Source organism: Pseudobutyrivibrio ruminis AD2017 (assembly GCF_000424305.1).
GTDB classification, from domain to species: domain Bacteria; phylum Bacillota; class Clostridia; order Lachnospirales; family Lachnospiraceae; genus Pseudobutyrivibrio; species Pseudobutyrivibrio ruminis_B.
In genome coordinates this window covers 188,581-201,274 of sequence record NZ_AUJQ01000007.1, presented here as the reverse complement: position 1 = coordinate 201,274, position 12,694 = coordinate 188,581, and the positions used below count along the sequence as shown (strand labels likewise).

Genomic DNA, 12,694 nt, shown 5'->3' with positions numbered 1-12,694 from the left:
TGTCTTTTATATTCTAGCCACGCCGGTACGTCTTGCTGCTTCAGCGGTAGCGTTTGCTACGGCATCCTTTACTCTTGGGTCGAATGCCTTTGGGATTACATATTCTGGGCTAAGCTCATCATCTGAAACAAGCCCAGCAATTGCATAAGCTGCAGCCTCTTTCATAGCATCGTTTATATCTGTTGCCCTAACATCTAGCGCTCCACGGAAGATTCCTGGGAAAACCAATACATTGTTAATCTGATTTGGGAAATCTGAACGACCTGAGCCTACTACTGCCGCACCTGCAGCCTTGCTGTCCTCTGGCATAATCTCAGGCACTGGGTTTGCCATAGCAAAAACGATTCCGTTGTTCATGCTGGCAACCATTTCCTTCGATACTAATCCTGCGCGAGATACGCCGATAAATACATCTGCGCCCTTCATAGCATCTGCTAAATTTCCGTGCTCATGATTGTTATTTGTGATGCGAGACATTTCCTCCTGTCCTGGGTTCAATCCTTCATCACCATCACAGATGATTCCATTGATATCGCAAAGTACAACATTTCCAAAGCCCATTGTAACAAGGAGCTTTCCGATGGCACAGCCTGCTGCACCTGCCCCGTTTATTACGATTTTCACTTCACCCATCTTCTTGCCTGTTACCTTAAGAGCATTGATTAGGGCTGCTGCAACAACTACAGCTGTTCCATGTTGGTCGTCATGGAATACTAAAATATCGCACTTTTCCTTTAGCTTCTTTTCTATTTCAAAGCAGCGTGGTGCTGCAATATCCTCCAGGTTAATTCCTCCGAATGAACCAGCCAGAAGTGATATGGTATTTACAATTTCATCTACATCCTTGGAACGAATGCAAAGAGGGATGGCATCTACATCTCCAAATTCCTTGAATAGAACGCACTTGCCTTCCATTACAGGCATTCCTGCCTCTGGGCCAATATCGCCAAGTCCCAGTATGGCTGTTCCATCAGTAACAACAGCTACTGTGTTCCAGCGACGTGTAAGCTCCCAGCCCTTTTCAGGATCCTTTTGAATCTCCTTGCAGGCCTCTGCAACACCTGGTGTATATGCAAGGGCTAACGCTTCTGAACTGTCTACCTTGGCTCTTGATTTAATCTCTAGCTTTCCCTTTAAATCATAATGAAGTTTCAATGATTCCTTTGATACATCTGCCATGATTATTCTCCTTTTATATATGTTAAATCATCTTCTCTGGTCTTACTGTCTCATCATACTCCTTCTCGGACAAAAATCCCAGCTCAAGAACTGCCTCTTTTAATGTCTTGTCCTCCACGTAGGCCTTGTGGGCGCACGCTGCCGCATTCTCATAGCCTATAACAGGGCTAAGGCAGGTAACCAGCATGAGGGAATTGTTCAAGTTGCTTTCCATCTTATCTCGCTTTGCCTTGATGCCCGATACACAGTTTTTATTGAAGGAATTGATTCCATCTGAAAGCAGTCTGATTGATTGAATCATGTTGTAGGCTAGTACCGGCATGAATACATTCAGCTCAAAGTTTCCCTGGGATGCGCCGATGCCTATGGTGGTATCATTTCCCATAACCTGAATGGCTATCATGGTGATAGCCTCGCACTGGGTAGGATTAACCTTGCCTGGCATGATAGAACTGCCTGGTTCGTTTTCTGGGATGGTGATTTCTCCTAAGCCACATCTAGGGCCATTTGCCAGCCATCTGATATCATTTGCAATCTTCATAAGATTTGCGGCAAGCCCCTTCAGCGCGCCACTGGTGTACACGTATCCGTCCTTGGATGTGAGAGCATGAAATTTGTTATCGCTTGGCTCAAAGGTTTGTTTTGTCAGTCTTGTTATTTCTTCGCAGCACATCTTATCAAAGCCGTCTGGACAATTAAGCCCTGTTCCTACAGCTGTACCACCTATTGCGATTTTGCGTAGGTGATTTGAAGCTTCGATAATCTGCACTCTTGATTCTTCAAGCATGCCTCTCCAGCCTGATATTTCCTGGCTGAAACGCAGTGGCACCGCATCCTGCAGATGGGTGCGGCCGATTTTTATTATATCTTTATTTTCTTCCTCTAGCCTCTTAAAGGTGGCTATAAGTTTATCTATTTCTGGAATTAGTGTCTCATGAATCATAACCACAGCCGCAATATTCATGGCTGATGGGAATGTGTCGTTAGAGGACTGAGACATATTAACGTGATCATTAGGATGAATGTCAATGTCAGAATGATTCGCTTTTACGATATGGGCGATGACCTCATTCACATTCATATTAGATTGGGTTCCTGAGCCTGTCTGCCATACCTTTAGCGGAAATTCCTCAGGATATTTATTATTTAAGATATCGCTACAGGCACTCTCAATTGCCTTGGCTTTGGTATCATCAAGTTTTCCAAGCTTGGCATTTGCTGTGGCCGCTGCTGATTTTAACACCGCAAAAGCATTAATCACTTCCATAGGAATAGTTTCCGTTCCAATAGCAAAGTTTTCCAGGGAGCGCTGTGTCTGCGCTCCCCACAAATGCTCATCTGCAACTTTGATTTCTCCCATTGAATCATGCTCAATTCTAAATCCCATAGTTCCCCCTTTATTCATGCCACTTAACTACATACAAAAAATCTATTCTCCATATCCACTCAATTCCTTAGTTCCTGGAAATTGATATGAATAAATTGAAAACTTTTTCCAGGTCTCAATACCTGCTTCTTCATACTCAGCAGTATCCGCCTTAAGATAATTCCCCATTGCATTTATTTCTTCGATATCTGCTTCAGAAATGTATTTAACAAGTACATAAATAATCTTGCACTTACTTTCATCCAAAAGTGCATATTCGTAGGTTCCACAATTACCGTCTACTGCAATGTAAGCCGGATATGCATACATGCTTTCATCATACATGATATCCTGAGTTATCTTTTCATCGCTATCTACACGATCATTTTCTATGGTAAGCGATATATCTGAAAGACGCTCAAGCTCCTCATCATAATCATCTTTAGAATATGTCGCCTCCAAAATAGTGTAGCCTGTAGTTCCAACTAAATTGGAAGGAAGCTTTGAAACATAAGTTGCTTCTACCATGTTAGCTGTATCATCTGGAAATACCTTGAAATATGAATCCAAATCACTATGATTTTCACTAACAAGCACTGCTTTATCATTATTATCTATTCCACTAACAGGTTTGTCTGCTTCATCAAACATGCTGATGACAATATATAAAAGCATCAGCAATATCATAACTGCATATCGGATAAATATAAAAACAATAATCAGCGCCCCCAGCTTAATTGTGTTTGTGACAGTTTTATTTTTAACTATTTGCTCTAACAGGCCATTTACATAAAGAGTCAAATGAAACATCGACAAGAAAGCAGCCAATGATACTACAAGTGAAACAGTATTAAAAACTGTTACTTCATAGGTTTTGCACTGCATGACAAACACTATCAGCATTAAAATCGTACCTATTATTCCTACCAAGCGGACAATGCCTAGCGTTTTGCTTTTTTCATTATTAGCGTAATCTGCCATTGCGTCTGTCACTGTCTTTTCATTATCTGAAAGCTCTTTTTTGCGCTCACCATCTATTATCTCTCTAACATCAACATCATAAAAATCAGCAAGAGTTACAAGTAGCGATATATCTGGCAGATTGAACCCAGTCTCCCATCTGGAAACTGTTCTTCCTGCTACCCCTAAAATCTCTCCTAGCTTTTCCTGGGTTATTCCCTTTTCATTTCTTAGCTCCCTAAGGAACTTTCCAATCTTTATTTGGTCCATTTTATTTCTCCCTTTTTTCTTTGGAGTCTATCATTATTGTGCTTTTAGGGACAGGACACAAAATGAGAAACGCTTATTTCCTTATATCATAGCTAATCTTCACCATAAAAAAAAGCCCTCCGGGATAATCCCCGGAGGACCTTTAGCATTAATCGTCGTTTAATTTATAAGTAGTTCTTGGCATTTGATGAATCTACACTTTCGAATGGAACCCAAAGATGCAATTTATCACTTGAAAGCGATTCAAAATTGCTAATCGTTCCACCCTTTGCTAATTCTATTGCTGCTTTTGCGGCCTCGGCACCTTGTGGAGCAGCTGGCTGGTAAACGGTAAATACCATTTCACCGTCCAAAATCGCTTGGCAACCATCCTGTGTGGCATCTACACCTAATATTGGCATATCCTTTAGATTGATGTTATTATCCTGACATGCCTGTATAGCGCCTCTAGCCATTGCATCATTATTACACACTATTAAATCGAATTTTTTTCCTTTGCTTATTACAAAATTAACATCTTCTCTAGCTGTATTGGTGTCAAAATCTGCAAAATCCTCGAAAACATAATTTATCTTTTTTCCACTTGCCTTTAAGTCTTCCTTTAATGTTTTTGTTCTTCCCACTGTCGCCGCGTGTCCATCAAGCCCTTTTAATAGTACTACATTAATTTCATCTTTTGACGAGAACATGTTTAATATAAATTCAGCCTGAAGCTTTCCTGCTACCCCTTCATCCGATGCGCAATAAATATATTTATCTTCCTTTAGTGTGGAAGCATCTGGTGCATTATTGCAAAAGATAATTGGTAAATCCCCTGCTGCAGCTTCTAGCTGTCTCGCTGTTGATGCATCCTCCGGTATGCACATTATTGCGCTATATCCTTGACTCTTAGCCGTCTTTATTTGCTCAATCTGCGTTTCCAAAGAATTCTCTGGATATACACAGTCTACAACTGCCCCAACACTTGATGCATATTCCTGAGCACCTTCTGCTAATGTGTCTCTGAATGCGTTTCCCTCTTCCTGTGAATATGTGAACAATATCTTTACACCATTACCCCCTGTTGATGAAGATCCTTTTGAAGAAGATAATCCGCAACCAGAGATAGACAATGTCACTAATAAAATTATAGATAGTATTTTCTTTCTCATCTCGATTAACTCCTTTAAATCTTAAACTGATGTACTTGTCTGTCTAATTCCACTGAAGTTGATGCTAACATTTCAGATTCCTTAGCTACCTTCTCACTGTTATTTGTCAGTTTAGCTGACTGTTTAACTATTTCTTCTGATGTTGATAAGATGATATCTGCACTTGCCGCCTGCTCTTCTGAAATTGCTGCTACATCTGTTGCAACTGCATCTACTTCACCTACCTTTTCAATCATATCAGCTACCATTTCATTCGTCTGCTGTATATTCTGGTAGATTAATGAGAAGGTATCCACAGCATTGTTGATATATTCACTACTCTCATCAATGCTCTTAACACTTTCTTCTGCTTTCTTTTCAGCATCTTTTACTAAATTGTCTATTCCATAAACAAGCTCTGTTATCTGCTGTACAGAATTTGTACTTGTCTGCGCCAACTTACCAATCTCATTGGCAACAACAGCAAAGCCTTTTCCTGTTTCACCAGCTCTTGCCGCTTCAATTGATGCATTCAATGATAGTAAGTTTGTCTCCTCTGCAATGCTGCCAATCAGCTTTACAATTTCTGTAATCTCATTTGAGGCAACACCTACATCATTAATTGCTGTCTGCAGTTCATTAATGGATGAAATAATATTGCCCATTGCATCGCTTACTTTTTCCATGTCCTTCTGGCCCTTATTTGCAACAGTAACCGTTTCAGACATCTGCTCACTTACGCTTTCTCCATTTGTTCTGGTATCTGTTACAACCATTGCCAATGTTGTTGCGCTATTAGCGATTTCATTAATGGAGCTTGCCAATCCATCAACAGTTTCATTTAATCCCTGCATTGATGTTTCTTGTAACTTTGAAGCATCATACATTTCTCTTGATACAACATTACTTTCATCAGCCTGATTATTTAAATTGACAGCAATGTTTCCAATCTTGCTTATCAGATCATGCATTGTTCCAGCAAAATCTCTGATTCCCTCTGACATTGAAGTTATTTCATTATTTCCCTTAACTTCAACCTCCATTGTGAAATCACCATCTGTCATAGTATTGATTACTCCTGACAATGTGTTTACAGGCTTAATCAAGAAATGTACTGTTCTTTCAATTAATACTATCAACAGCAATGTTCCTGCTATTGCAAGTATAGCTAGTATGGTACCTAATGTTTTTACATCACGTAAGATTATATTTGATGGTACAAAGGAAACCAGTATCCAATCCGTTCCATTAACCTCACAAAATGCTGTCATGTTTCCATTTATCTCTTTTGTGTACAAATCAGACGCGCTTATGGCTTCCGCAACACCCTTGTAGAATTTGTCTGAACTATAATCGGATATATTTGTTCCAACCTTTGTTGAATCTCTATTACTTATAATTGTTCCTGTTGTGGATTGTACAAGGAATGTTTCCGCATTCTCCATTTCAACATTGGAGTTTACAATAACACTTATTCTATCTAGTGTTACGTCTGCTCCTATAACACTTATACCCTCATCAACATTTCGAAGCATACCTGTAGCACTTATTACTTTTTGCCCATTACTATTTTCGTATGGTTCACCATAGGCCATGTTTATTCTTGTTGAACCTTCCTGGTACCAGTTTGATGTCAAAACATTACTCTCTGATTTTGTTGAGCCAGCACCAGTAATCAACCTTCCATCACTTGTTCCAATATAGAATCCATCTGCAAATGTACTATTGAACCCAACTGAACCATCTAAAATCGACTTTAAGCCTTCTTCATCAGTATTAGTGCTTTCTATAGTATTTTTTACAATTTTGAAGGAATCCAAATTATCTTTCATCCATGCTTCGATGTCATTCTTCTGACTTCTGATAGATGTTTTTAATAATTCTTCCGCTTCTTTTCTTAAGCTCTTCGAAGAAATGTGATATGAGATTGCCACTAATGCTATCATCATAAATGCAACTATTGGAATAATGATAACAAGAAGATTAAATTTTATTGAACCTCTTCGCTTAGTTTTTTCCACCCCTGCCATTGTGTCCTCCTTCCCATACTATTCTTATTGTACTATATACACTGTGTTTTTTATGTGTTTTTGTCTGATATTTTTAAAAATTGTTTGTTATTTTATGATTATTTTTTTACAAAAATACAAAGCTTCATTGTTTATATAAAAAAGCCCTCCGAGGAAATCCTCGAAGGGCAAATAAATAATTCAAATATGAAATTTATGCATCCTTAGAATGACGCTCACCAATCTGGAAGTCGTCGCTGTGCTCAAACATGTACTGAACTGTCATTGGGTCAGAACCTGTAAGCTTCTTGAAATCATCTGTGAATACATCCATCTTGCCCTCGCGGATAGCCTGAGCAAATGTAACCATACCATCAGATGAGAATGGAGCCTCTGAACCCTTCTTGAATACGCCATCAGTTGTTCTTGGAACTCCCATGGCATCGAATACCTGGTAGTTTTCCTCGTCTGTAAGCTCCTTGTATGTAACATGATTTCCAGTAGCCTTATTTCCAATCTCGATGAACTCTGTGATTGTCATAAGCTCTGGTCCGTTGATATCAAGTGTAGCGTGGTCGTACTCAGCACCTCTGTAAAGAGCGTAAGCAACTGCCTTAGCGCAATCCTTTCTAGAGATGTAAGCCATCTTTCCATCGCCCTGGCTGTTCTTTAAAACACCATCACCCTTTACATATGTGAAGTAGTTTGTAATCATAGCCTCTGCATACTGTGAGTTGCGAAGGAAGATGTAGTCAAGACCAACTTCCTTGATGTAGTTTTCTGTATAGATGTGATCCTTCTTTTCTACTGAAGGGTTTGTTTCGTCACCAGCGTTTACAAGTGATGTGTAAATAATCTGCTTAACGCCAGCAGCCTTTGCAGCATCAACAACGTTCTTCTGAGCGTTCTGTCTCTTTGCACCTACGAATGGCATAGAGATAAGTGCTAATCTTTCTGCTCCTGCGAAAGCTTCTTCCAAGCCTTCATATTCGTTAAAGTTTGCCTGGCGTGTCTCAACGCCCTGTGCAGCAAACTTATCAAGAGCTTCCTTGCTATATCCAACAAAAATAAGGTCTTCCTTGTTTGCAAGAGTTAAAAGTACTCTTGCTGCCTCTGAACCTAAGTTTCCGTCAACACCTGTTAATAATAATTTTCCCATGTTTCCTCCTTTTGGCATAGCCAATTGTTAATCTTTTAACTATGTTTACATGATAGTTAAATTTTTATCAAACGTCCAATTCAAAAAAGCAATAGGGTATAACTAAAACTTATCCTAACTAGTGTGTCCGCCATTGGTTGCTATTAAGAAATAAACTTCAAGAATTCCTTCAGTGTCCTGTTAGTATTCGTTTTTGAATATCCAGCAGCCACGATATATCTATGAGGGCTATCTTCCAGCTCTATTAGCCTGATGTCATCTCCATATTCAGCCAAATTCTGGCTTTCAGGGCAGAACCCAATGAAGCCTTCTGTAATTATAGAAAACATTTCTGTTTCCACGTTATCTACAGTCTTTTCTATAATCGGCTCGTACCCTTCACTTCTAGCTCTCTCTATCATTTTATCGTACATGCTGCCGATTACTTCTTTGCTAAGCATTATAAGCGGATATTGGTAAAGCTCCTTGATTGCAATTGAATCTTTATCAAATAAATCATGGCCTTTTCCAACAATCGCTAAATACTCGCCTTCTTTTAATATTTTGTATTTGATGTTTTCCGCTTCGATAAATTCTGTAGAAAAAGAAACTACAACATCACATAAGCTCTTATTAATGTAATCTGCCGCCTCACCTAGATTAATCTTGTTAAGCTGCAGCTCCACATCTGGATATTTCTCCTTAAAGGAAGGAATGATAGTGATTAAGGTCTGAATATCTACAGGAGAAGAATATGCAATTCTTAGAGGTGGCATGGAATCCTCTTTTTCACGAGCCATCCTCTCTACTGCTATAAGATACTGCTGATAAAGGATTTTGCTTTCCTCATAGAATGTGGTCCCCGCCGATGTTGGCTGTATTGGAGTAACGTTTCTATCAAAAAACTGTAGCCCAAACTGCTTCTCCAGTGAGCTTATAAACTGACTTAAGGCCGCCTGAGAAATAAAATTCTTCTTTGCAGTTTCCGTGAAATTTCGACATTCATATAAATCTATGTAGCACTTCAGTTTTTCTATATGCATATTCTTTTCCTCATTTACCAACACACTTACCTAAGTCGATTTTAACATATATTCAGTAAGTTAAGAAATATCCTGTTAGTGCCTCAATATTGCCTATCCATCTATATTATCCCCCTTATTCTTATCCTTTTTCTCTGGACCATTTTCAATCCACCAGGCTGCAACTGCGCCTCCTAAGATAATTACAGCAAAAACTCCAATTAATATATTTTCAATCATTTTATAAAATCCTTTCCACGCAAAATAAACCTATGCAGATTTTGCATAAGCTGAAATATAGTAATTGAATTTAGCGGCGCTTTGGCCCATCCTTATCGTGGATAAATTTGATAATGAAAGTTCTAGAATATATCAATTCAGATATTGATATATTAGAATTTCTAAGAGAATACAAACATCCTGCTATTAATAAGAAGAATGTTAGCAAGATGAATCTTACATTAGAGATTGTTTTTATTTGGCTTGTTTTTGTAGCTGCATAGGTGACATCAGTGCTGGCGCTTTTTTCATTCTTAATCTCCATCTGCGCCCCATTAGGCACATTGATAGTGATAGAAGGTCTATCATCATAGCTAAATGCGTTTGATGCACTTTGCTCACCATTACTTAAACAGAAAAAATTGCACAACAAAAAAAGACATGTGAGAACGTATATTAACTTTCTAATCATAGTCTTTTTCATTGCTTCACCTTTAATAATCTATTGAATTCATAAAAGTATTTTAGCTCATAGGTGTCCCAACTTCAATTAAATTACCATCTAAATCGTAGAAACGTACAACCTTTTGCCCCCAGGAGTGCGACATCAATCTATTTACATACTTTATATCTGGATAAAGTCTCTCAAGCTTTTCTACAAATTCTTCTATATTTCGCTCTTCAAAATACAGTTCAGTAGCATTGTTCTCGTGAATGATATCTCTATCAAGAAACTTCTTCCAAATAGTCTCATCCTGTAAAACAAGCCCCTCTGTTAATATCATGTTACCGTCATTGTCTAGCAGCATATCTAGACCAAAAAGATCGTGATAAAACTGCTTTGATTTTTCTATATCTTTTACAACTATAAGAATGTTTCTAAGTTTCATGATAATCAATCCCTTTCTATTCCCTATTATCACATATTTCTTAATTTTTAGACTTAAGGCGAGCCTCAGCTCGCCTTATTTATGCAGAATTATCTAAAATCCCAAATTATCATTAACCAAAATTACATGAATTCTATCAGTATGGCGAGAATAGCGTGTAATTAAAAACTGACAGCAAATAGTGTCAGGGGACTTACAATTCATGCATGAACCTGTTTTTGCGCAAGGTGTATTTAAATCAAAGCGCTGAGCATTAATTGGTGCTGCCACATTTCTTGCTCGCTTCATAGCTCCATCCACGTCATCGCAAATCTTATTCATTCCGACAATAAAAAGAACATGCTTTGGTCCATGTGCAATCATTGAAACTCTGTTGGAATTCCCATCTATATTTACTATTACACCATCTTCAGTCATCGCATTGGCACTAGCTAAGAAATAATCAGCATCATACGCTGCCAAAGTCGCTGCTCTTTTGCTAGCTTCATCTGTTAGGCCTTCTCGCTCAATAAAATTATAATTACCATTTTTCACTGCATCCACTAAACCAATTTCACGAGCAGACATAGCCCCGCCCATAGATACAGATGACTGCTCAGGAATAAGCTCAAGTGCAATCTTTAATGCCTCTTCTTTATCAGCCGCATAATAGCCCTTCATGTTTCTTGACTCAAGTCCCTTAATAACCTTCTGTGCCAGCAGTTGGTTTCGTTTTGTAATGTTCTCGTTCATAATGACCCCTTTCAATATTATATTTTTTCGCTCATTGGAGTTCCCACTTCAATGAGATTTCTTCCAAATAGCCTCGTCCTGTAAAAAACTAAGTTTTTAATTTTCACTTATACTTTTTTTCCATTCTTTTTCTAGTGTATAGTAAGATTTTCCATAAAACTCCTCATATGACTTTTCAGAAGACATGAAATCAAATAAGCCATCAAGCTCATTTAAATCTATCAAATAAGCAGTAAAACTCATGGCTTCTGTGTATGATAGTTCTAAACCATAATATTTTGATTGTTCGTTTGGTCCAAAGTTTGTTGCCACCTTTTCCTTTAACTTAGGATAATTCAAAACATCTTTTCCTTGATACAGACGATTTACAACATAATCAAAATACAGTCTTACTATATCATTATCATCGTAATTTTTAGATTGTAGGTAACGCTTAAAATCACCATCTTCATATAAATCATCAACCGACATTTTACTTATACCCTCAACCAATTTATTGTCTGGGTATAAAATATACGCTACATATTCACAAAAGCCTTCTTCAATCCAATACTTATTTAAATCAGTATAATCTACAAAAAAGCCATGCATCAATTCATGTTCTAGCGTTCGTACAGTCAAATTATTTAATGTGATATCTATTTTCCCGTCTGAATCTATGCTTGTATAACTTCTTCCACCTTTATTTTCTATATGATAGGTAATATCATCAACATTTCCACCATACATAGAATGGTCTATATTAATATCTTCTAAAAGCTGTTTCAGATTTTCTTTTGTGATAGATTCGACTTGAATTAGATCTATTATTTTTTCATAGGTACTATCATCTATTAGATTACTATTTATAATAAATTCAGACCCATCAGTTTTAAATATACAATTATTATCACCATTTATGAACAGTTCGGTTTCATCTACTGTTTCCAGTTGTTCTTCACTAAATCCTGTAGTCGAAAAAATCACTGTTTGTTCAGCAGATTCCACATTGAAAATATTCTTATATTCTTCAAAGGACTCTTTGCATTGGCCTTTTTTCAGCATCAGCTGAACAATCCAATATCTATAATCATAATCTTCAAGATATTTTCTCGGTAGAAACAGAGCATCATCCTCTATAACTGGTCCTACTATTCTGTCATCTGCCACTACATAGATGTTTATTTTTTCTTGGATAACCTTATCTGATGAACGTATAATCTGCTTGCGTGATTCGTCAAAATCTTTTACTAATTTTTTTGCTTCCTTTTCTTCAACTATGTTGCTTTCAAAATTATATTTACAACCATTGTAGTCTGCTGTAATAGTGTCGAATACTCCCGGATAGGTATAATTTCTTTTGTATGAGTCCTCGTAAAATGTTATTCTTGATTTTAAAAATATAAGCACTCCAGCAATGCACACCAATAGTATAAGAGGGATTATGATTATGTATTTTCTACGCACGTAAATATCTCCTTTATGATGTTATTTTCTTAATTTTCAATTCAAAAAACAAAACTCCAAAAGTGCTTCTAAAGTCCAGCTTGGGTATCTTGCCTTATTTATTCAATACACTTATCTAATCTTCCTAAAGGCAGAATTTATCCTTTCATTTCCAAAGTAAATTGAATCTAATATTTTTTCATAAGTACTATCATCTAATTTGCTTGTATTGATAATAATTTAGACCCTGTGCTTGTAATTTCTTCAATTATCCGAATTTTATCATATTAGGCAATATATATCATCATTCTATACTATAGTATTCCCATTTTAGTTTGCCGTACATTTCTGTGT

The 12,694-nt window shown here is 37.4% G+C and carries 12 protein-coding genes; all 12 read right to left on the bottom strand.

All coding sequences use genetic code 11. The features are described 5' to 3' along the window. Positions 1–6: 6 nt before the first annotated feature. The 12 genes from G611_RS0106570 to G611_RS0106515 all read right to left on the bottom strand — a co-directional run bounded on the left by G611_RS0106570 (position 7) and on the right by G611_RS0106515 (position 12,361). A complete protein-coding gene (locus tag G611_RS0106570) occupies positions 7–1,179 on the bottom strand; it encodes an NAD(P)-dependent malic enzyme (RefSeq protein ID WP_028242943.1) in 1,173 nt (390 codons plus the stop codon). A gap of 22 nt (positions 1,180–1,201) precedes the next feature. Continuing rightward, positions 1,202–2,566: a class II fumarate hydratase gene (fumC, locus tag G611_RS0106565; RefSeq protein ID WP_028242942.1), complete on the bottom strand. Its 1,365-nt coding sequence runs from the start codon at positions 2,564–2,566 to the stop codon at positions 1,202–1,204. 42 nt (positions 2,567–2,608) lie between these two features. Continuing rightward, entirely contained in the window at positions 2,609–3,775 is a 1,167-nt protein-coding gene (locus G611_RS15295; protein ID WP_051195134.1) for a helix-turn-helix domain-containing protein, read from the bottom strand. 164 nt (positions 3,776–3,939) lie between these two features. Continuing rightward, positions 3,940–4,926, bottom strand: a complete 987-nt coding sequence (locus G611_RS0106555) for a sugar ABC transporter substrate-binding protein (RefSeq protein ID WP_028242941.1) — start codon at positions 4,924–4,926, stop codon at positions 3,940–3,942. Positions 4,927–4,940: 14 nt separating this feature from the next. Beyond that, a complete protein-coding gene (locus G611_RS0106550; RefSeq protein ID WP_036948417.1) occupies positions 4,941–6,935 on the bottom strand; it encodes a methyl-accepting chemotaxis protein in 1,995 nt (664 codons plus the stop codon). A gap of 193 nt (positions 6,936–7,128) precedes the next feature. Then, positions 7,129–8,073, bottom strand: a complete 945-nt coding sequence (locus G611_RS0106545) for an NmrA family NAD(P)-binding protein (RefSeq protein WP_028242939.1) — start codon at positions 8,071–8,073, stop codon at positions 7,129–7,131. A gap of 143 nt (positions 8,074–8,216) precedes the next feature. Next, positions 8,217–9,095 (bottom strand): LysR family transcriptional regulator, encoded by an 879-nt coding sequence (locus tag G611_RS0106540; protein ID WP_028242938.1) that lies wholly within the window; start codon positions 9,093–9,095, stop codon positions 8,217–8,219. A gap of 93 nt (positions 9,096–9,188) precedes the next feature. Further along, positions 9,189–9,314 (bottom strand): hypothetical protein, encoded by a 126-nt coding sequence (locus tag G611_RS16010; RefSeq protein WP_278244505.1) that lies wholly within the window; start codon positions 9,312–9,314, stop codon positions 9,189–9,191. A gap of 70 nt (positions 9,315–9,384) precedes the next feature. Continuing rightward, a complete protein-coding gene (locus G611_RS0106530) occupies positions 9,385–9,765 on the bottom strand; it encodes a hypothetical protein (protein ID WP_155942261.1) in 381 nt (126 codons plus the stop codon). A 52-nt stretch (positions 9,766–9,817) separates the two neighbouring features. Further along, complete coding sequence (locus G611_RS0106525; RefSeq protein ID WP_028242936.1) at positions 9,818–10,183, bottom strand: VOC family protein; 366 nt, start codon at positions 10,181–10,183, stop codon at positions 9,818–9,820. Between the two features lie 93 nt (positions 10,184–10,276). Beyond that, positions 10,277–10,915 carry a lactate utilization protein gene (locus G611_RS0106520; RefSeq protein WP_028242935.1) on the bottom strand — a complete coding sequence of 213 codons (639 nt, stop codon included), beginning with the start codon at positions 10,913–10,915 and terminating at the stop codon, positions 10,277–10,279. A gap of 96 nt (positions 10,916–11,011) precedes the next feature. Continuing rightward, positions 11,012–12,361 (bottom strand): hypothetical protein, encoded by a 1,350-nt coding sequence (locus G611_RS0106515; protein ID WP_028242934.1) that lies wholly within the window; start codon positions 12,359–12,361, stop codon positions 11,012–11,014. Between the last annotated feature and the right edge of the window lie 333 nt (positions 12,362–12,694).